Below are 18,553 nucleotides of genomic sequence, written 5' to 3' on the forward strand. Positions count from 1 at the left end.
GATTCGCGCGACTGACTTAAAGGTCAAACCTTTCGGAGTCCCCCGGCAAAGCCGGGGGTTTACCGGACTTAATTAACATTACGTATTATAACCCGCTATCAATATTAGAATAAGGCAGGGCCATGAAAACATTCAATCGACTTATTTTTATTTGTTGCATTGTCATTATCAGCGCATGTACCGCACCCATTGCCGGTAATTCACCCACCCTGTCACAAACCCCGGACTACGCTATTGTTAAAGTCATGTACGCCACGGACAGAAACTATAATGAGGCGACCGTGCCCAATAATGTCTATGGCAGCAAGCGCGCAACCTTATCCTATGGCATATCTGAGGTGAGTATTCCCCGCCACCATATAATAGGGGTTTTAGAGGAACCTTCACTTTTCAAACTGGAGTTCAAAGAAAGTCCGGAAAAGCATGTCGCGTTACTTGGTGTAAAGCCTTTAGCTAAAGAGGACTTTTTCACTCAGCTTTCATCCGATGTGAGTCATACGGAACAAAGCAAAGCCTTTTTATTTGTCCACGGTTATAACGTCTCCTTCGCCGATGCAGCCAGAAGAACCGCGCAAATATATTATGATTTAAAGATCGATATGGTGCCTGTTTTCTACAGCTGGCCTTCGCAAAGCAAGACCGTGTCCTATACCGTCGATGAGCAAAATATTGAATGGACGCAAAATAACCTGAAAAGTTTTCTGATTGATTTTCTTGAGAAATCGAGTGCCCAAAATATTTATTTAATCGCCCATAGCATGGGTAACAGAGCGTTAACCAGAGCAGTCATTGATGTAATTAATACCAAACCGGATTACCGGGCTCGTATTAAAGAAGTCATTCTTGCCGCACCTGATATTGATGCGGATGTTTTCAAACGGGACATCGCCCCTGCACTCACCGCCTCCGGTGGACCTGTTACGTTGTACGCGTCCTCTGTCGATAAGGCGTTGATTGCATCGCAGAAGATTCATCAATACCCTCGTGCCGGAGACGCAAGAAATGGTCTGATTTACTACCCTGGAATTGAATCTATCGATGCCACAAACGTTGATACCAGTTTTGTTGGTCATAGCTACCCGGCAGAAGAGCGTTCGGTACTTTCCGATATTTTTTATCTCATCAATGCGGATCTGAGGGCTAAGGAACGTTTTGGATTGAGCTATGTAGAAACTGGGAAATACTGGAAGTTTAAACCATAATATTGCCCCTTTATTTCATCTGCATCATGTTGTCTTCCCCCCGCAATAAAATCCACGCCTGGGCGTGGATTTTTGTTTTCCGGGGATCGCTTAGCCATTTGCTCAATCCGTGAAAAATGGCAGATCCAGACCGATGTTGATTATTCAGGAAGGATAAGCTGCAACATGGGGTAACGCTCCCTCCACCGCTTTGCGGCGACACGCTGGCTGAAAACAGCTAACTTTTCCCGTTCAAATGGCGGCGTTTGCCGCAGGCGCAGCTCAAACAGATCACTCAGTCCATAGGGGGCAATAATCTCAATCCGCTCTGGACCTGCAGCCCGGACGGCCACCGCCGTGGCGGTCTCTGGCCAGTACCGCAGCGCATTCTCCGTTGAGAGATAAGGAGCATTGCCGTTACGCTGATGCATCCGGGCCTGATTTCTCACCGACCAGTTAAAAGCGCAAGCGTGCTGACGAAGCTCTTCTTCCAGCTCGCTATCCTGGGCGGGATCGCAGCGTTCGGCATCGTGCCAGACAACATCCACATCACCCGAAATGGGTCGCTGGCCATAGCCGTGTAAGCTATCCCATACTGCGTCGCGCACAAACCCGGCGCCAATCCAGCCATCACTGAGTTTTAATGCCCGCACGGCGTAAAGGGCCTGCATCCTTATCGCGTCATCGGACAATAATCTCTGCAATGCCTCCTGATACTGCATAACTCCCCCAGTCAAAAAATGGCGCCCGGGTTCAGCAAGGCACCTCGGGTTTTAGCGACTCGCGGCCTCAATACGGGTCACAATATCTGAGGTACTGGTGACCTCAGCGAACTCATAGGCCATCGCCGTCAGTGAAATACGCTGGACCTCTGCGGCGCTGACCTCGCCAAAGCCCATGTCCGGATAGGGCATCGCCGCATTGGCATCGCTCAGGGCGATCATTTTGTATTCCCGGTGTACCCCGTCACGAATGGTGGTTTCACAGCACACGTTGGTCACCGTGCCGCAGACAATCAGGGTATCGATATCTTTCATGCGCAGGATCGCATCCAGATCGGTGTTGTGAAAGCCGCTGTAAAAAAGCTTGTCGACCACAATGTCACCCGCCTGCGGGGCAAGTTCGTCGATGATTTCGATAGCCGGATTGTCCCGCCCTAGCAACGCATTGACGTTGGGATAAAGATCCTGCATCCGCCCGGTATCACTCCCATCGCCCCTGACCACATGACGAAGATAAATCACCGGCATCCCCTGCTCGCGCATCAGCGCGCTCAGGGCGGAAATCTTACCGATAATATTGGCCGTGTCAGGCACATACAACCCCTCACCTTCGAGGCAAAAGACCTTTTGCATGTCGACAACGATAAGCGCAGTCCGGCCGGGGTTAATCGCCCATTTCACTTTTTTCATCATTTTACCGCTCCATTTTTTGCCAACACGCGCCTTTCACGCACCAGTACATTGATAATCAAATTCAGGAGGATCAGCAGGATCACCCCCATCATCATCGGCTGGGCAACAATGCCTTTCGCCGACTCCGGCAGTTGCTCAAGCACGCTGGCAGGCAGATACATGCTGCCCATCGAGAGAATAAACGCCGGTGCCGCCACGGCGAGATTCAGTTCATCCCAGTGCACACGGGCCATCATCTGAATACCGCTGATCGCGATAATGCCAAACAGGATTGAAGAGGCTGCGGAAAGCACCGGTCCCGGCAGGCTTGCAAGCAGCAAACCCACCTGCGGCAACAGCCCCAGCGCCAGTGCAATACCACCCGCCGTGAAGGTGACAAAGCGGCTGCCCACCCCGGAAACGCGAATAATGCCGACGTTCTCCGGGTAAGAGGTGGTGCCCAGGCCTCCTGCCGCCGCCCCTACCGCGCACCCCAGAAACTCGGTAAACAGCCCACGGTTCACCCGCTGGGTAGTCAGCGTTTGCCCACCCCAGTCCGCCAGCAGGGAATACATGCCCATCGCTTCCGCTGAGGCCTGTAAAAAGGCCAGCATCATCAGCAATACCACCGGCAATGAAACGCCAAAGCCGAAGGCAAAAAAGCCCGGCAGGGAGATAAATGGCATCTGGCTGAGATCCGGAAGCTGCCAGGGCGTCATCAGGCTAAAGGCCACAACCCCCACCACAATCCCCCACAGCAGCGCGCCGCGTTTGACCACTTCGTTACGTGTAAAAACCATGCAGCCAATAACCGTGATAACCGTAATCAGTGCCGCCAGCGCGCTGGTTGCCAGCGTACCGCCACTTGTGGTGCTGAACCAGCCAGCCGGGCCAATACTCGCCAGTTGCGCTCCAATTATCACCAGCAACGTGCCAAAGACGATCGGCGGCGAAATATAGCGGATAAGCAACCCCATGATCCCGAGTCGCTTGAGGGGAACGGAGAGCGCGGCAAAAATCAGCGCCGCCACGAACATCGAGCCGAAGGTTGTCCCAAGGCCAACAGAATGCGCTGAGCCAAGCACGGCGACCATAAATGCCGCTGTCGGCCCCTGCACCACCGGCAGGCGCAGTAAGCGCCCCGATTGCAGCATGGTGACAATGCCGGTCGTAAAGAAACAGGCCTGCACCATCATCCCGGTTTGCTGGCTGGTGAGATTAAGCGCGGAACCAATGATGACGGGGAAAACCCAGATACCGGTAAGCGCGAGAAGATGCTGCAACGCCAGCATAAGGGTTTGCGTGGGGGGCAGCTTTACGTCGATGCCGACGGATAATGTTTCTGATGTATTTACCATTTTGCTACCTGTCAAAAGATGCGATGAAAATGTGTTATGTTGGGAGCCATCTTTAACAGGCAATATTTATGCCGTACACTGAGCAATATTCGTTATAAAATTGATTAATAATGATTTATTTTTTAATTTATTATGATATTACTTGAAACATAAACCCGTTGCGCACCGCCGCGAGGCAACCTTTCCCCCTCTGCACCAGGATGGACTATGGAAGACGACGATTTGAATACCACTCACATCTGGCAGCGACCTGGCTTTCTTCTTCGTCGGCTTAACCAGATCCATCACGCCATTTTTAATGAGGCGCTGAACGGCAAAATTACCCCGTTGCAGTATGGTCTGTTAACGGTTCTCAGCACGCAGGACGGGCTGGATCAGACGGCGATTACCGTTGAGCTTGGGGCAGATCGCACCACGCTTGCCGCCACCATCGAGCTGCTGGAAAAACGTGGGCTGGTTAAGCGGGATACCCACTACAGCGATAAAAGACGCAAGGTGGTCAATATCACCCTCAAAGGTAAGCGCCTGCTGGAAAAGACGCAGCTGCAAATGCATGATGCCCAGCTGCGCTTACTCGCCCCGCTGCCGCCTGAGGCGCGACGCCAGTTTGTTGAGATGATGAAAGTGCTGGTTGAAGGGAATAACCATATTACCAGCGTCCCGGTAAAGCATTTCGAGTAGTAGTCCGCAGACGCCGTTATCCGACTGGCAACCCGGCCACACTGGCTTCGTCATACGCCTGCTGGGCTGCCGACATCGCATCCATATTATCTTCCACCCACAGCGTCAGCAGCGAAACGGTTTGCGTCAGCGTCTGCCCCAACGGCGATAAGCGGTATTCCACAGTCACCGGCACGGTAGGGAAAATTTGCCGCGAAATCAGCCCGTCACGCTCCAGTTTGCGCAGAGTCTGAGTCAACATCTTCTGCGTTATGCCACGAATACTGCGGCGCAGGTGGTTAAAGCGGTGCGGCTCCTTTTCCAGGCATCCCAGCACCAGTAACGCCCACTTGTCGGCAAGCCTTGCCAGCACGTCCCGCGTCGGGCAGCGATCATCGTAAATGTTATAGGGTATTTGCTGATTATTCATAACGATAGTTACTCTTCCTGGGTTTCCTCGAGGATACTTAGCAGCTTTCAGGTGCCTTCTTTCGTGGCTGGGCGATAGCGTGTATAACTCGCATCAGGTATCTATTTGATACTAAGGCGCTCCGAATGGCAAAGTGTTTACCACGCTTTTGCATCACCAGGCTTGCCGCGCTTACAACACCTGTTTCCTTGCGGCGTCGCATCCACTTTCGTCGTAAGGGTAAAAATAAGAAGAGGCTGTTCCGTGTTAACTAAATTTGATGAAGCGTTCACCCGTTATACCCACCACCCTGATTTTGGTCGCTTATTGCTGCGACTGACTTTTGGCATCCTGATGCTGTTTCACGGGGTGGCAAAAGTCAGCCACGGCGTCGACTGGATCTCAGCGATGCTCGAAGCCAAAGGGTTACCGGGCTTTATCGCCCAGGGGGTGTATATCGGGGAGATAGTCACGCCTGTTCTGATAATTATCGGCTGGCTGACCCGTCCGGCAGCCTTTATTTATGCGTTCAATATTCTGGTGGCGACCCTGCTGGTCGGCACGGGTAAATTCTTCACGCTGACCAATGTCGGCGCGTGGGGACTGGAAAGTGAAGCGCTCTATTTCCTCGGCGGCCTGTGCATCATGTTGCTGGGTGCCGGAAAATACAGCGTATCAGGTAATAAACACTAAACCATTCATTATCGAGGGAATACAGATGAGTAGTGCTGTCGTTTATTTTTCAGGCTACGGCCACACATCTCTGGTGGCGGAAAACGTGGCTGCGGGAGCCAAAGCTAAACTGATCGCTATCGATGAAAACGGCGAGATTGGTGAGCAGGACTGGCAGACGCTGAATGATGCCAAAGCGATCATTTTCGGTGCCCCAACCTATATGGGCGGCGCGCCATGGCAGTTCAAAAAGTTCGCTGACGCCACCTCAAAAGCGTGGTTTACCCGTGCCTGGCAGGACAAAATCTTCGCCGGTTTCAGCAACAGCGCCAGCCTGAACGGTGACAAACAGGTCACCCTGCAGTACCTGCAAACGCTGGCCTCTCAGCACGGCGGTCTGTGGGTGAGCCTGGGTCTGCCTCCGGCGAATACCCTGGCCGCAACCCGTGAGGATCTCAATAACCTCGGCGGCTCGGTCGGTCTGCTGGTGCAATCGCCTTCAGACGCCGGGGCAGACAAAATCCCGGCAGGCGATCTGGCGACTGCCAGCAAATTCGGCGAACGTGTCGCCGCTATTGCCGCGCGCTTTAACTAATAACCGCCTGTATTTTGCACGCTACACAACGGGTCAGCGCTCTGACCCGTTTTTTTATACTGACTTTGGGATAACACGCTGCTGAATACGTTTTTCTCGCCGACCGCCCGTTGCCGCGTACGCTGGATGGAGCTGCCCGGCTACGGCTACAGCGAAAAACCCACGCAGTACAGCTACGCCATTGAAGCCGCGCAGCACCTGGCAGGCTCACTGAGTGGATTAGTGGTCTCCGAACCGAACTTTCATCCCGGCGGGGGATTTTTTAGTCAACAGATAGTGCGCGTAAGCGAAGATGAATGGCTTTTGTCAGCGAAATACTTAAGAGAGTAAGCCGCTGGCAGCGCAGCGGCTTAAAACCGGGCTAACGGTAGACGATACCGCCGTCAATCAGGATAGCCTGACCGGTCACATAATCAGAGTCCGGTCCTGCCAGATAAGAGACCAAGCTTGCCACATCGTCCGGCGTCTCGGCGCGACCCAGCGCAATGCCTTCAACATATTTTTTGTAGGTTTCCCCGACTGGCGCACCCGTAATATCTGAGAAACGCTGATCGATTTCAGTCCACATACCGGTACCCACAATGCCCGGGCAGTAGGCATTCACGGTGATCCCGCGGCTGGCGTACTCTTTGGCTGCGGCCTGGGTCAGCGCCCGCACGGCAAATTTGGTGGCGGAGTAAATCCCCAGCATCGCAAAGCCGTCATGCCCGGCAATGGAGCATGCGTTGATAATCTTGCCTTTTTGTTTGCGTTCTTCGAATTTCTTCGCCGCCGCCTGAATCCCCCACAGGGTGCCCTGGACGTTGATGCGCATAATGCGATCCACCTCTTCCTGGGTCACGTCGGACAGCGGCTGCACCTGGGCAATACCGGCGTTGTTCACGATGATGTCAAAGCCACCCAACTGGCGTTCTGCCTCGGCAATAGCCTCATAAACCTGTTCACGATCGGAGATATCAGCGACGAAGGTGGCGGCTTTGCGCCCTAAAGCTCTGACCTCAGCGGCGACGGATTCCAGCGCCTCGGCTTTCATATCCACCAGCATGATTGATGCGCCGTCTTTTGCCAGACGCAGCGCAATACCGCGCCCAATTCCCTGACCCGCACCTGTTACCAGCGCAACTTTATTTTCAATAGCCATACTCTTTTCACCTCATCCTGATAGAAAAACTCACCACCTGAACGCCAGTGGCTTATGTGGATTTACAGTAGCGCCCGCCAGGGGTGTGGCCTACCCCCTCTGATGGGGGGGTGAGCACTCAGGGTGAAATGTTATGGGCCTGTAAAGCTGGTTCCGCTTCGTCTCCTTTTGTACACTCAGGGAAAGCGATAATAACGAGGTCATGGCTGTATGGCTTTTTTGTCCCCTGCTGATCATTTACCCACCGAAAACCTTACCGAAGAACCCTTTCGTTTTACGCGCAAGCTGCCGCTGATCCTGACCAAGCTCACGCCCCCCAGAACGCCCGGCGCCTTGTTGCAACGCGATCGTCTGCTCACCCTGCTCGATACGGCAACCTCCGGTAGCCTGGCGCTGGTCCGTGCAGCCGCCGGTTTCGGCAAAACCACGCTGCTGGCCCAGTGGTATCGCCATCGTCAGCAACAGGGAGACGCGCTGGCCTGGCTCAGCCTTGAAGAACATGACAGCGATCCCGAACTCTTTATGCGCTATCTGCTGGCGGCGCTGCGCCCATTCTGCACGGAGCTTTGCGAGACATATACCCGCTCGCCCGAGCGTTCCCGCAGCGAGGATTTTTCGCTGTTCCTGGTGGAGTTAACCAACGCCTTACACCTCAGCCCGCACCCGGTGTACCTGATCCTTGATGACTATCACACCCTTCGTGACCCGGAGATCCATGCGGGCATCAGTTGGCTTCTCCACCATGCCCCGGCCTCGCTGCGGCTGATTATTGGCAGCCGTACGCAACCCCCTCTGGCGCTGGGCCGCCTGCAAATTCAGGAGCAGTATCTTGAAATTGACGACAAACAGCTGCGCTTTACCGAAAGTGAAGCTCAGGCTTATTTCGCCCAGTCGGCAACGGCAACCGTCAAAAAACAGGATATCCCGCAGTTAATGGCCCTGACGGAGGGCTGGGTCGCTGGGATGAAAATTGCCAGTCTGGCCCCGGCTAGCCGCGAAGCGGGGCCACGACTGGCGGGCGATCTGCGCGCCGGTTCACGCTCCATCGCCCGTTATCTGGACGAGGTCATCGTTGCCCCGCTGCCGCCGGCGGTGCTGCAGTTTCTGATGCTGACCTCAGTGCTTAATCGTCTGCACCCGGATTTATGTGACGCCGTCACAAATGAGAGCAACGGCAAAGCGATGCTCGCCTGGGTCGGGCAACACAATCTGTTTCTCAGCGCGCTGGATGAAGGCGGCTTCTGGTTTCGCTATCATCCGCTGATGCGCGATGCGCTCTGGCAGCGTTTGCAGCACCACGAGAATGTTGATATTCGCCTGTTGCATGAGCGCGCGGGGAACTGGTTTGCCGCTCAACAGCTCTGGGCTGAAGCCATCCGCCACGCGCTGGCCGCCGGGAAATCGGTGACCCGCCATGCCGAAGCGGGCGCCCAGTCGCTGGCCGAGGAAGGCGATATTGACACCATGGTGCGCTGGATCCGCTACCTGCCCGCCACGCCCGATCCTTCCCGTACCGAGCTTCAGCTCAATCTGGCCTGGGCGCTGGCCCACCACTTTCGTTTTCACGACGCCCGTCAGTTGCTTGATGCTATTGATGCGATGGTGGCCGTCCAGCCCACCAGGCTGGCCCATTCCACATGGGTAAAACAGCGGGTGGTGCGGGCAATCTGTGAAGCCTTTGCCGATAACATTATCGGCAGCATCGCTATCGTCGAGCCCCTGCTTGGCGAAGTCCCCTGCGGGGATGACTGGGTGGATGGCCTGGTGTGCAATATCCTCAGCTATTGCCATCTGGCGCTCAGACGCCCTCAGCAGGCGCTGGATGTGCAGCAGCGTTTCCCGGCCATTCTGGCAAAAAATCGCAATATGTTTATTGAGGTGTACCGGGCGTTTGTCCTGGCCCTCGGAGTCCTGCGCCAGGGGAATCTGCATGAAGCGCAGCGTCTGGCCACCCAGGCGTTACACTCTGCCGAACAGCAGACCGGCACCCACACCAGCAGCGGGGCCACCCTCGCCCCGCTGCTGGCCGCCATTGCTCAGGCGCAGGGCGACAGCGGCCGGGCCTGCGCCCTGTTAACCCCGCGCACTGGCATGATTGATGATTTTTGTCCGCCGGATGGCCTGAGTCTCTGTTACCAGGTGCTGGCGCAGCAGGCCCAACAAAATGGTCAGTATGATGACGCCCAGCAATTGTTAATCCACGCCGGGCAACTTGCGCTTCAGCGTGGATGGCGACGGGCGAGGATAACTCTGCTCGCTGAACGCGTCACCCTGAGCCTTGACGCCGGGGCTAGCCTCAAGGCCCGCCAGTTATTCAGCGAGTTACAGCAACTGGCGGGAGCCGAAAGCTGGCATACGGTTAGCTGTGAAAGCCGTTTACTGCTGGCTAACGGCAAACCCAAAATGGCGGCGACAAGGCTTGAGGCCGTTATCGCCGAACATGAGTCCTGTGGCGAATATTTGCCAGCCCTGAATAGCCGGTTATTACAGGCCGTGGCGCTGTGGCAGGCGGGCGAAGCAATGAAGGCGGCCGCCGCCTGCAAACCGGCACTGGCCCATGCCGTGGAGCAACATCTTCGCCAGAGCCTGCTGGATGCCGGCCCTTCTCTGCAGGCGCTGCTGGCGTTTATGCGCAGCCAGTATTCCGGCGATGAGCCGCTTATCCGCGCGATCGCCGGAGCGGAAAGCCTGCTGGGCGTCAGTTCGCCGCCAGCCAGCGCCCCGCTGCGGCTGACTGAACGTGAACAACAAACCCTGCGCCTCATCGCCGAGGGTAACTCCAATAAAAGTATCGCCCGCACGCTCGGCATTTCAGTGGAAACCGTCAAATGGCACCTGAAACAGCTGTATGAAAAGCTTGAGGTCGGCGGGCGCATCCAGGCCGTTAACCAGGCAAGAAAATGGGGATGGCTGAATTAAAGCGGGCGGTTTTTGCTGGTGCAGGCGCACAGCGCCACGCAGACTCCCACCAGCGCCGGGACGCACAACACATGAAACACGCTCTGCCAGTGCTCCAGCCCGCTCTCAAGACCAGGCAATACAGAGATAACCGCCAGCATCATTGCCCCGGCCGTGTACTGGGTCGTGACGATCATCGCGCTGGCCCGCCCCTGCAGCGCAACGGGCGTGGCCGTCAGCCCGATGGCAAACATCGCAGGATAAATCACGCCATGACCGAGGCCGCTGAGGGCAATCCCCAGAATAAAGCGCACCGACAGAGGCTCGCTCAGGGAGACAGAAATCAGCCATAATCCCACTGCCGCTGCGGCAAATCCGCCCATCAGGAGCCTTGCGCTGGCAAACCTGGCACTCAGCCAGCTAAACAGCCCGTTACCCGCCACAATCAGCAGCGCCAGTGGGGTGAACAACAGCCCGGTCGTAATGGCATCAAGGTGGAGAGTCTGTTGCCATAGCAGCGTCATGGCATAAAACTGACTGCCGACGCTGGCCATATAACAGGCGCTGCTGAGCCAGCCGCTTTGCAAGCCGGGTAATGTCCGAAGACGGCGTGACCACAGCGGATTAGCTGCAAAGCGTTCATGCAAAATAAACAGAAGCAGCATCGCCAGCGCGAGTCGATTTGCAAGAAAATCGTGCATCCCGGTTTCGGCATACCGCATCATTGCCCAGACCAGCGAGCCTGTTGCCGCGCAGCCGAGTACTGCGCCAAAGCCGGTGCTATGTTGCTGCCCCTCAGGCGCGATAAGCGGAAAATCATAACGAACCCGCCAGAGTGCAATAAGGCCCGGAAGCAGATTGATAAAAAAGATCGCCCGCCAGTTGAATGCCGCCAGTACGCCACCCAGCATAACGCCTGCTACCAGCCCCAGTGCGCCTGTCGCTCCCCATATGGCCAGCGCGCGTCGGTGTGCCTCTCCCTGATAGCGTTGGGCCATCAGCGCGAGTACGGCGGGTTGCAGCAAAGCAGCAGCCACACCCTGCCCGCCCCTGGCAAGCAACAGCAAGGCTCCATTTTGCGCCAGCCCGCCCAGTGCCGACGCAAGGACAAAAAGCGCCATTCCGGCGCTGAACACCCGGCGAGCGCCCAGCCGATCGCACAGACTTCCGCCGAACAGCAGCAGCGCCGCAAAGGTGAGACCATAGAGTGAAACCACCCATTGCATCGTTCCTGCGCCAAGGTGCAGATCCTGCGCAAGCGTAGGGAGCGCCACATAGACAATGGCGTAATCCACCGCTATCAGCGCCTGGGCGATGCCCGGCACCAGCAGGGCAAGTGGGCGTGTAGTGAGTGAGGTGGGCGTCAGGTTAATTTGCGTCATCGGGCTTCCTGTCAGTCAGGATATGATGAATAATCCTCATGGATTATTTTCAGTCATAAAAGCCTATGCCATGGCAGACGAAGTAATCAAAATCATAGTTTTCACCTTAAGATGAGCTGAATTCATCCATGAAATTACGCCGCTTACCGCCGCTTGTTGCTATCCGGGCCTTTGATGCCGTTGCCCGCAACGCCAGTTTTAAGCTGGCCGCCGAAGAAATCGGCGTCACCCCTACGGCCATCAGCCATCAAATTCGTCAGCTTGAAGAGACGCTGAATCAGCGCCTGTTTTCCCGCTCGGCCCGCGCCGTGGCGCTCACCCCGGCAGGTGAGATCCTGTTTCGCGCTTCAGGCAATATGTTTGCCACTCTGCGTGACGCCATTGAGCAGATTGATAATCCTGCGCCGCCAGATGCGCTGACGCTCACCACCACCTCCAATTTTCTGACCAACTGGCTGGTTCCCCGCTTGCCGGCGCTGCATCAGGTTTTACCCGCACTGGAGTTACGCCTGCACAGCAGTACCGGGCTTGTGGATTTGCACGGCCCGTTAGCCGATTGCGCCATTCGCTACAGCATGCATGCGGACAACAGCCTGGACAGTACTTTGCTCTGGCATGACCGCTTTGTGCTGGTCGCCAGCCCGTCACTCAAACTGCAGGCTCCAGAGGATCTGCTGGGCATAACCCTGTTTCATATTGAAAACCGCCATATTCCCACTCCGGAGCCGGACTGGGATCACTGGAAGGCGGCCTTTGGCCCTTCAAATCTGGCGACCGGGACGGGGATCCGTTTTGATGATGAGACGCACGCCATTCAGGCGGCGATTGCCGGGCAGGGAGTATTGCTGGCCAGTGAATTACTTATTCAGCACCCACTGGCCCAGGGGCTATTGCACATCGCCTTACCGGGTACGCTTCCCGGCGGTCATTACTACTTTGTGACCAGCCCGGAGAAGGCTGGTCGTGAGCATATACAGCAATTCAGGGACTGGCTTATTCAGCAGTTCAGATAGGTGACAGTGTAACTGAAATTAATCAGGATTAACCAGGATAAGCGGTTTGCCGCTGAACTGGCGGTGGCGCAAACCTTCCAAAAGCTGCGGGAGACGGGAGAAATCGTCCATCACTCTGTCCATCGGCTTCAGTTGCTGATTTGCCAGCGCAATCAGCTTCTGTTCACCTGTCCGGGTGAGTCGCTGCCAGGCTTCGTCATCGCCAAAGGCATGCAGCGCACCCAGCGCCACTTCGTGCAGGGACAGCGTGCGCCCGAAAGGAGCGTTGGGCCAGTGCTCCAGCCGCCCCTGAATACTGACGATATGCCCGTTAGCCATCAGGGCCGGAGTAAGGCGGGTTGCATGCTCTTCATCAACGCTGTCAATCACGCCATAGAAGCGGTTAACCTCGCTCTCTGGCAGCGTCGCCCCTGCCGCCAGCGCCCCGGGAATGCAGCGGTTCACGCCCATGTCACGCAGGCGATCCCAGTGCCGGGCGTTGCACATCGCGGTCACGCTGAAGCCTGCGGCAACGGCGAACTGCACCAGATAATGACCCACCGCGCCGCCTGCGCCGCTAATCAGCAGGGGTGCAGCCTGGCGCGGGGGTAATTTTTCCAGCGCCTGCCAGGCCGTCAGCCCCGGGCAGGGAAAACTGGCGGCGGTGGCAAAATCAAGCGCATCCGGAACAGACATCAACACCCGGTGAGCAACCGGGGTGTATTCGGCGAAACTGCCCGGCCTGTTCAGGCTCTGGTGATAACAAACGCGCTGACCCAGCCAGCGTTGCGGCGCCTCATCCCCCACCGCGATAACCGTTCCTGCGCCGTCGACGCCGGGAACATGGCCCGGCGTCCAGTTGACCAGACCCGGAGTCAGTACCTTCCAGTCCACCGGATTAAGCGCAATCACTTCATTGCGCACTAATACGTCGTGCGATCCGAGGGCCGGTAAGTCGATGCGTTCGCAGGTTAGCTGCAACGGCTCTGCACTGCCATGCCAGACCCAGGCGCGGTGCGTGCCGCGCTCAGACGCTGTTCCATTCATCTGCTGCTCCTTTTTCAGTTAACGATTCGCCTCACGCACTGCGCTCACCAGACCATCAAGCCACTGCTGGTGCCCGTTAATCATTGGGTTCGGTTTGGTCTGCGCCAGCGCCTGCGCGGGTTTTCCTTTCTGGGTTTCCTGAGTCAGAATGCGCACCCGGCTCTGGGGCAGATCCTCAATAAGCCATGCATGGTGCACATCTAGGCGGTCATCAGCCCCCTCTTCTCCGGCCCAGCCGTGCCAGGCCACACGCCCGGGTTGCCCCTCTTTAGGCGCAACAAACTCGGTACAACGGGCTTCAACCGGGAAACCAAAGGTTTCAAAGTAGAAGCCTACACCTTCCGCCAGCTCCGGGCCCTTGCAATCATAAAAACGGGCGTTGGCGGAATTAGCATAATAGGTCGGCCAGAGGGAGGGATGACTTAACAAAGGCCAGATCTGAGCGGCGCTGATGCCCGCCACAATGACTTCATTGGAGGCAAAATTGTCAGTAAAACCCGGCAGATAATCCTGCGGCCAGATAATCTCGTTCATGGGTGAGTCCTTAATCGTTAAAGCGTTTTGCTTGCAACAACGATAAAAAAGCGGCAGAAATAAGACAAATAACACTCGAGAATAGAACCCATAACTATGCGTGATATCAAAACCCTGGATCTCAACCTGCTGCGCACCCTCGATGCCCTGCTGGATGAGCGTAGCGTGACCCGTGCGGCTTTGCGTTTAGGCTTTACCCAGCCTGCGGTCAGCGGCATGCTCACCCGGCTGCGGGAAAGCTTTGACGATCCGCTGTTTGTCCGCAGCCAGCGCGGCATCGTGCCCACGCTGCGGGCGCTGGAGCTGGCGGGTCCGGTAAAGCAGATCCTGACGGATGTGGACGCGTTATTACAGCCGGTGGCTTTCGATCCGTTACACGCCCGTTTTACCCTCTCTATTGCCGCCACCGACTACGCATTACAGACCCTGGTGTTGCCCTTTATGGCCCGGCTTCGCATCCATGCTCCTGGAATACGGGTTGCCATTCGCCCGGTGGATGATGATCGAATACAGGCTCAGTTTGAGCAGGGCCTCCTTGACCTGGCTCTGATGACGCCCGAAAGCGCCCTGCCGGATCTTCATGCCCGCCGCCTGTTTGACGAAACCTACGTCTGCGCCCTGCGCGCCGATCACCCGGATGCCCAAAGCCCGGTACTTTCCCTCGACCGTTTTTGCGCCCTTGACCATGCGCTGGTCTCGTTTGCCGGGGAGCGATTCTGGGGGGTTGCCGATGACGCGCTGGCGAAAATTGGCCGCGAACGGCATGTTGCCCTGACGCTCACCAGTTTTCTCGCCTTAGCCGGTTTATTGCGTACCACCGATCTGCTGGCGGTATTACCCCGTCGTCTGGTGGCGAAGAGCGACGGACTTGTGGCGCTGGAGCCGCCGGTGGAGATCCCCGGTTTTACCAAGCTTGCAGTGTGGCACGAACGTACCCACCGCGATCCAGGCCATCGCTGGGTGCGAGCGCTGTTATTTGAAAGCGTGGGGGAAAGCCTGAGCTGACGGAGTGATGTAGCCTGAAACGGCTGCCCAGGGCGGGCAGCCTCGTAGCGCGCTTTCTCTTACCGGCTGCGCAGCTGTTGATTAAAAAATTCCAGCGCTATCTGTTTGGTCTGCAGCTGGAAAAATTCAGGCGTGCCATGGCCCCCGTTTTTGACGACATACAGATCCACGCGGTCTTCAAGCCCGGCGTGGCAAATATCGTTATAGGTATCTTCACTTATCGCCAGCGGCACCAGCGGATCGTTATCGCCATGCATAATCAGGATCGGCGCCATATCCTTGTTAATAAAATACTTCACGCAGGCTTCTTTCGCGCGCTCTTTCATGGTGGCAGGATCGCCTCCCAGCAACGCCCCGGCGTGAGTTTCTTCAATCTTTTTCCAGCGATGATTGGGATTACGCATCTCAACTTCATCGTTTTCCATCAGGGTGACCAAATCACCCGGACCAAAGAGATCGTAAGCCGCCTGCACATTTGAGGAGAATCCTGCCCATTCGCTGGTGTCGTAACCTGAGGTATTCATCGCCGCCATCAGGCTTAAATGCCCGCCCGCAGAGCGCCCCATCACGCCTATTTTCTGCGGATCAATATCATATTCCTCCGCATGGGCGCGCAGGAAACGCAGTGCGGTTTTAACGTCTTTTAATTGCTCAGGATAATGCGCCTGGTGGCTACCACGGTAATACATTGAAGCCACAATGTAGCCTGCTTCCACAAGATACTGCACCTCTGCCACCATCAGATTCTTGTCGACGCCGCGAAATCCGCCACCCGGGATCCACAGAATTGTTGGGCGGGCTGCCCTTTTCGCTTCCTGGTACTGTTCTCCGGCTGCCGCTTTCATTTCACTGTTGCCATTCTGCGACATAATCGACATTTTCAGCTCCAGCGAATTCCCCTGTAGATCCTTTGCATGGGAATAAACGATGTTATCGATAAAGTTAATGCTTTCGCGTGCTCTGCCGGGATCAATAAAATATTTCATCTACACTTTCCTTCGGTTAATGTTTTGATTTTCATAGCGACAAACGGATTAATTAGCCATCATTGTGAGCAGGTCATCACGTTTTTTATCGAGGTATCGTGACCACGCTTTGCTGTCAATAAAGGGATTTCGGCTCGGATCTGCAAGCATCTGCTGGCGTTTAGCTAACAAATCAATATTTACGGTATGATTAGCCATAAAAATATCAACGGGTTCATTACGTACCTTTTCAAGTGAGCGGAGATAGTGGTGACGCATATTGAGCTCAGGGTCGCCATACTCTTCAAGAAATGCTTTGTGCAGGGTGTTAAAACCAAACCCGCCATAATAGCCAACGCGGCGGGCGGTATAGCCATCGGTTATATCAAAAAAGCAGGCGATACAGCCTTCGGTATGTCCGGGAACCAACACAAAACGTACAGGAAGTTCGCCGAAGTGGATCACATCGCCATCATTTATCTCGACGTCAATTTCACATAATTCATCTTCGGTACTGGCGCCATCCTGAATAAAGACAAATTCGGGTTTGCTTCTGAACATTTCGGCATCCGGCGCGCCAAGGTAAATTTTTGTCCCAAACATGCTTTTGAAAAAATTCGCCGCACCAATATGATCGACATGAGCATGGGATAACACCAGCCACCGCACATTAGCCGGATTAAACCCTGCCTCCCAGATAGCCTGGACAAGCATCGCCGTCGCTCCGGTGTTGCCTGCATCAAATAAAATCAGGCCATTGCCTGTATCAACAATATGGGCACAAACCCAGTTATCGCCGACATAATATAAATTACCGTAAATCTGAAACGGGCTGACATAACGACTTTCCTGGTTAACCCAGTACTTACCCATTAACTCGCCCTTCTTCGCCTCTTTACGCCTGAGAAATGCCTGATAGTCACTTTTCGCACTCATAATACTGTTCTCCTCGGCCAGCAGGGTTATTCTTTGACCGGTTGTTGGGTTAAGGGCTGGTGTATCTCCTGCTGCGGACTGGCCTCAATACGTTTAATTGGGCCGACGATCACCAGATAGCTGAATAAAGCGAGTAGCGCGTGCGCGGATACAAAAATAAGCGCCCAGGTAAAACTACCGGTATAGCTGACGATATAGCCAATCACGATGGGGGTAACAATGGTGGAGACATTACCGAAGGCGTTAAAAATACCGCCCGCGGTACCGATGATCTCTTTCGGGGCCACGTCCGTCAGGATCACCCAGCCGAGTGTTGAGCAGCCTTTGCCAAAATACGCAAGAGTCATCAGAGCCACCACCAGCGTGATGGAATCAACGTAGTTGCAGAAAAACATGGAAAACGAACACAACATACCAATGTAGATCGGTGTTTTTCTGGAAATGGTCAGCGACGAGGTTCTGCGCATCAGATAATCGGAGAGCGCACCGCTGGAAAGCCCGCCAATAAAGGCGCCGAACGCCGGGATCGCCACCAGAACGCCGGTCGCTTTAATATCAATCCCACGTTCCGACATCAGATACATCGGGAACCAGGAGAGGAAGAAAAATGCCAGACAGTTAAAGCAGTACTGGCTGATAAAAATACCAATCGTCTGCCTGTTGGTGACGAAAGCTTTTAGCTCCCGCCAGGAGACCGTTTTCTGCGCTTTACCTTCTTTCTTTTTCAGATCCATATCCGGCAAACCGCCGCCTTCCCGAATGTAATCAATTTCGGCCTGATTGACCTTCGGATGATGCGCGGGCGCCGGTGTCGAGCGATAAAACAGCCAGGCGACCAGCAGCTCCAGCACACCGATAACAAAGAACAATTGCTGGAAGCTGTACTCACTGACAAACCAGGCAAAGAAGGGAACAAAGGCAAATACCGCCATATACTGCGCCGCCCCGGCAAGGCTCCCGGCAAATCCTTTCTCTTTCAGCGGGCACCAGGTGGTAATCACCCGGATAAACGCAGGCACCCCTGGGGTTTCCAGAAACCCGATCACCCCACGCAGAATACAGAATGAGATAAGCACCCACAGCCCGGAGTAAAAGGTGATAAAGCCCTGCAAAATGTTAACGATGGCCATCCCCACAAACGCCAGGGTGACAATTTTGCGTGAGCCAAACTTGTCCAGCAGCCAGCCGCCAGGGCATCTGATGAAGATCAGTTGCCGCAAGCAGCTTTTTTCTGTTCGACTACAGCGATATTAAGTTACATTTCCATCCTGAAATCCATTAAAGGCAGTCGTTACATTTCTCTCTGAGAATAATTAAGTCCGGTAAACCCCCGGCTTTGCCGGGGGACTCCGAAAGGTTTGACCTTTAAGTCAGTCGCGCGAAT

Annotated in this window: 19 protein-coding genes; 8 read left to right on the forward strand and 11 right to left on the reverse strand. The window is 55.2% G+C overall.

The features are described from left to right. Nucleotides 1–122: 122 nt before the first annotated feature. Nucleotides 123–1,202 (forward strand): alpha/beta hydrolase, encoded by a 1,080-nt coding sequence (locus ACSZO4_RS18710; protein WP_437890539.1) that lies wholly within the window; start codon nucleotides 123–125, stop codon nucleotides 1,200–1,202. Nucleotides 1,203–1,342: 140 nt separating this feature from the next. Here the strand turns inward: ACSZO4_RS18710 and ACSZO4_RS18715 are convergent, their stop codons facing one another. Genes ACSZO4_RS18715 through ACSZO4_RS18725 form a run of 3 tightly spaced genes read right to left on the reverse strand, consistent with a single transcriptional unit; the run spans nucleotide 1,343 to nucleotide 3,933 of the window. Then, nucleotides 1,343–1,903 (reverse strand): nucleotidyltransferase family protein, encoded by a 561-nt coding sequence (locus ACSZO4_RS18715; RefSeq protein WP_437890540.1) that lies wholly within the window; start codon nucleotides 1,901–1,903, stop codon nucleotides 1,343–1,345. A gap of 51 nt (nucleotides 1,904–1,954) precedes the next feature. Further along, nucleotides 1,955–2,596 carry a cysteine hydrolase family protein gene (locus ACSZO4_RS18720; protein ID WP_437890541.1) on the reverse strand — a complete coding sequence of 214 codons (642 nt, stop codon included), beginning with the start codon at nucleotides 2,594–2,596 and terminating at the stop codon, nucleotides 1,955–1,957. Beyond that, nucleotides 2,593–3,933, reverse strand: a complete 1,341-nt coding sequence (locus ACSZO4_RS18725) for a uracil-xanthine permease family protein (RefSeq protein ID WP_437890542.1) — start codon at nucleotides 3,931–3,933, stop codon at nucleotides 2,593–2,595. The genes ACSZO4_RS18720 and ACSZO4_RS18725 overlap by 4 nt, the downstream gene beginning before the upstream one ends. A gap of 207 nt (nucleotides 3,934–4,140) precedes the next feature. Between ACSZO4_RS18725 and ACSZO4_RS18730 the strand changes: the two genes are divergently transcribed. Continuing rightward, on the forward strand, nucleotides 4,141–4,614 hold the full coding sequence (locus ACSZO4_RS18730; RefSeq protein ID WP_437890543.1) for a MarR family winged helix-turn-helix transcriptional regulator: 474 nt from the start codon (nucleotides 4,141–4,143) through the stop codon (nucleotides 4,612–4,614). 16 nt (nucleotides 4,615–4,630) lie between these two features. Here the strand turns inward: ACSZO4_RS18730 and ACSZO4_RS18735 are convergent, their stop codons facing one another. After that, a complete protein-coding gene (locus tag ACSZO4_RS18735; RefSeq protein ID WP_437890544.1) occupies nucleotides 4,631–5,023 on the reverse strand; it encodes a winged helix-turn-helix transcriptional regulator in 393 nt (130 codons plus the stop codon). Nucleotides 5,024–5,266: 243 nt separating this feature from the next. On the opposite strand from ACSZO4_RS18735, the gene ACSZO4_RS18740 reads away from it, so the two are divergent. The 3 genes from ACSZO4_RS18740 (at nucleotide 5,267) to ACSZO4_RS18750 (ending at nucleotide 6,599) form a co-directional block, all read left to right on the forward strand. Further along, nucleotides 5,267–5,695: a DoxX family protein gene (locus ACSZO4_RS18740; protein ID WP_437890545.1), complete on the forward strand. Its 429-nt coding sequence runs from the start codon at nucleotides 5,267–5,269 to the stop codon at nucleotides 5,693–5,695. Nucleotides 5,696–5,720: 25 nt separating this feature from the next. Beyond that, nucleotides 5,721–6,269 (forward strand): flavodoxin family protein, encoded by a 549-nt coding sequence (locus tag ACSZO4_RS18745; protein ID WP_437890546.1) that lies wholly within the window; start codon nucleotides 5,721–5,723, stop codon nucleotides 6,267–6,269. Nucleotides 6,270–6,395: 126 nt separating this feature from the next. Continuing rightward, on the forward strand, nucleotides 6,396–6,599 hold the full coding sequence (locus ACSZO4_RS18750; RefSeq protein WP_437890547.1) for a hypothetical protein: 204 nt from the start codon (nucleotides 6,396–6,398) through the stop codon (nucleotides 6,597–6,599). Between the two features lie 31 nt (nucleotides 6,600–6,630). Here the strand turns inward: ACSZO4_RS18750 and ACSZO4_RS18755 are convergent, their stop codons facing one another. Then, nucleotides 6,631–7,410 carry an acetoin reductase gene (locus ACSZO4_RS18755; RefSeq protein ID WP_437890548.1) on the reverse strand — a complete coding sequence of 260 codons (780 nt, stop codon included), beginning with the start codon at nucleotides 7,408–7,410 and terminating at the stop codon, nucleotides 6,631–6,633. A gap of 210 nt (nucleotides 7,411–7,620) precedes the next feature. Here ACSZO4_RS18755 and ACSZO4_RS18760 point away from each other — a divergent pair, with 210 nt between their 5' ends. Further along, nucleotides 7,621–10,329 carry a LuxR C-terminal-related transcriptional regulator gene (locus tag ACSZO4_RS18760; RefSeq protein ID WP_437890549.1) on the forward strand — a complete coding sequence of 903 codons (2,709 nt, stop codon included), beginning with the start codon at nucleotides 7,621–7,623 and terminating at the stop codon, nucleotides 10,327–10,329. Here the strand turns inward: ACSZO4_RS18760 and ACSZO4_RS18765 are convergent. Next, nucleotides 10,326–11,690: an MFS transporter gene (locus ACSZO4_RS18765; RefSeq protein ID WP_437890550.1), complete on the reverse strand. Its 1,365-nt coding sequence runs from the start codon at nucleotides 11,688–11,690 to the stop codon at nucleotides 10,326–10,328. The genes ACSZO4_RS18760 and ACSZO4_RS18765 overlap by 4 nt on opposite strands. A 128-nt stretch (nucleotides 11,691–11,818) precedes the next feature. Here ACSZO4_RS18765 and ACSZO4_RS18770 point away from each other — a divergent pair, with 128 nt between their 5' ends. Next, entirely contained in the window at nucleotides 11,819–12,703 is an 885-nt protein-coding gene (locus ACSZO4_RS18770; protein WP_437890551.1) for a LysR substrate-binding domain-containing protein, read from the forward strand. An 18-nt stretch (nucleotides 12,704–12,721) separates the two neighbouring features. Here the strand turns inward: ACSZO4_RS18770 and ACSZO4_RS18775 are convergent, their stop codons facing one another. Next, on the reverse strand, nucleotides 12,722–13,729 hold the full coding sequence (locus ACSZO4_RS18775; RefSeq protein WP_437890552.1) for a zinc-binding dehydrogenase: 1,008 nt from the start codon (nucleotides 13,727–13,729) through the stop codon (nucleotides 12,722–12,724). Nucleotides 13,730–13,747: 18 nt separating this feature from the next. Then, on the reverse strand, nucleotides 13,748–14,263 hold the full coding sequence (locus tag ACSZO4_RS18780) for an SRPBCC domain-containing protein (RefSeq protein ID WP_437890553.1): 516 nt from the start codon (nucleotides 14,261–14,263) through the stop codon (nucleotides 13,748–13,750). 96 nt (nucleotides 14,264–14,359) lie between these two features. Between ACSZO4_RS18780 and ACSZO4_RS18785 the strand changes: the two genes are divergently transcribed. Next, nucleotides 14,360–15,268, forward strand: coding sequence for a LysR family transcriptional regulator (locus tag ACSZO4_RS18785; protein WP_437890554.1), 909 nt, complete (start codon nucleotides 14,360–14,362; stop codon nucleotides 15,266–15,268). A 59-nt stretch (nucleotides 15,269–15,327) separates the two neighbouring features. On the opposite strand, the gene ACSZO4_RS18790 is transcribed toward ACSZO4_RS18785, so the two are convergent. The 3 genes from ACSZO4_RS18790 to ACSZO4_RS18800 are packed head-to-tail and all read right to left on the reverse strand — an operon-like array spanning nucleotide 15,328 to nucleotide 18,389. Beyond that, nucleotides 15,328–16,254, reverse strand: coding sequence for an alpha/beta hydrolase fold domain-containing protein (locus ACSZO4_RS18790; RefSeq protein ID WP_437890555.1), 927 nt, complete (start codon nucleotides 16,252–16,254; stop codon nucleotides 15,328–15,330). Between the two features lie 48 nt (nucleotides 16,255–16,302). After that, nucleotides 16,303–17,169: an MBL fold metallo-hydrolase gene (locus ACSZO4_RS18795; RefSeq protein WP_437890556.1), complete on the reverse strand. Its 867-nt coding sequence runs from the start codon at nucleotides 17,167–17,169 to the stop codon at nucleotides 16,303–16,305. 26 nt (nucleotides 17,170–17,195) lie between these two features. After that, nucleotides 17,196–18,389, reverse strand: a complete 1,194-nt coding sequence (locus ACSZO4_RS18800) for an MFS transporter (protein ID WP_437890557.1) — start codon at nucleotides 18,387–18,389, stop codon at nucleotides 17,196–17,198. Between the last annotated feature and the right edge of the window lie 164 nt (nucleotides 18,390–18,553).

Source organism: Phytobacter sp. V91 (genome assembly GCF_965644225.1).
Taxonomy (GTDB): Bacteria; Pseudomonadota; Gammaproteobacteria; order Enterobacterales; family Enterobacteriaceae; genus CBFFRJ01.

Bases quoted from the DNA above. Each gene is read 5' to 3' on its own strand.
- ACSZO4_RS18710 (WP_437890539.1), top strand. From the start codon at position 123: ATGAAAACATTCAATCGACTTATTTTTATTTGTTGCATTGTCATTATC.
- ACSZO4_RS18715 (WP_437890540.1), bottom strand. From the start codon at position 1,903: ATGCAGTATCAGGAGGCATTGCAGAGATTATTGTCCGATGACGCGATA.
- ACSZO4_RS18720 (WP_437890541.1), bottom strand. From the start codon at position 2,596: ATGATGAAAAAAGTGAAATGGGCGATTAACCCCGGCCGGACTGCGCTT.
- ACSZO4_RS18725 (WP_437890542.1), bottom strand. From the start codon at position 3,933: ATGGTAAATACATCAGAAACATTATCCGTCGGCATCGACGTAAAGCTG.
- ACSZO4_RS18730 (WP_437890543.1), top strand. From the start codon at position 4,141: ATGGAAGACGACGATTTGAATACCACTCACATCTGGCAGCGACCTGGC.
- ACSZO4_RS18735 (WP_437890544.1), bottom strand. From the start codon at position 5,023: ATGAATAATCAGCAAATACCCTATAACATTTACGATGATCGCTGCCCG.
- ACSZO4_RS18745 (WP_437890546.1), top strand. From the start codon at position 5,721: ATGAGTAGTGCTGTCGTTTATTTTTCAGGCTACGGCCACACATCTCTG.
- ACSZO4_RS18750 (WP_437890547.1), top strand. From the start codon at position 6,396: ATGGAGCTGCCCGGCTACGGCTACAGCGAAAAACCCACGCAGTACAGC.
- ACSZO4_RS18755 (WP_437890548.1), bottom strand. From the start codon at position 7,410: ATGGCTATTGAAAATAAAGTTGCGCTGGTAACAGGTGCGGGTCAGGGA.
- ACSZO4_RS18760 (WP_437890549.1), top strand. From the start codon at position 7,621: ATGGCTTTTTTGTCCCCTGCTGATCATTTACCCACCGAAAACCTTACC.
- ACSZO4_RS18765 (WP_437890550.1), bottom strand. From the start codon at position 11,690: ATGACGCAAATTAACCTGACGCCCACCTCACTCACTACACGCCCACTT.
- ACSZO4_RS18770 (WP_437890551.1), top strand. From the start codon at position 11,819: ATGAAATTACGCCGCTTACCGCCGCTTGTTGCTATCCGGGCCTTTGAT.
- ACSZO4_RS18775 (WP_437890552.1), bottom strand. From the start codon at position 13,729: ATGAATGGAACAGCGTCTGAGCGCGGCACGCACCGCGCCTGGGTCTGG.
- ACSZO4_RS18780 (WP_437890553.1), bottom strand. From the start codon at position 14,263: ATGAACGAGATTATCTGGCCGCAGGATTATCTGCCGGGTTTTACTGAC.
- ACSZO4_RS18785 (WP_437890554.1), top strand. From the start codon at position 14,360: ATGCGTGATATCAAAACCCTGGATCTCAACCTGCTGCGCACCCTCGAT.
- ACSZO4_RS18790 (WP_437890555.1), bottom strand. From the start codon at position 16,254: ATGAAATATTTTATTGATCCCGGCAGAGCACGCGAAAGCATTAACTTT.
- ACSZO4_RS18795 (WP_437890556.1), bottom strand. From the start codon at position 17,169: ATGAGTGCGAAAAGTGACTATCAGGCATTTCTCAGGCGTAAAGAGGCG.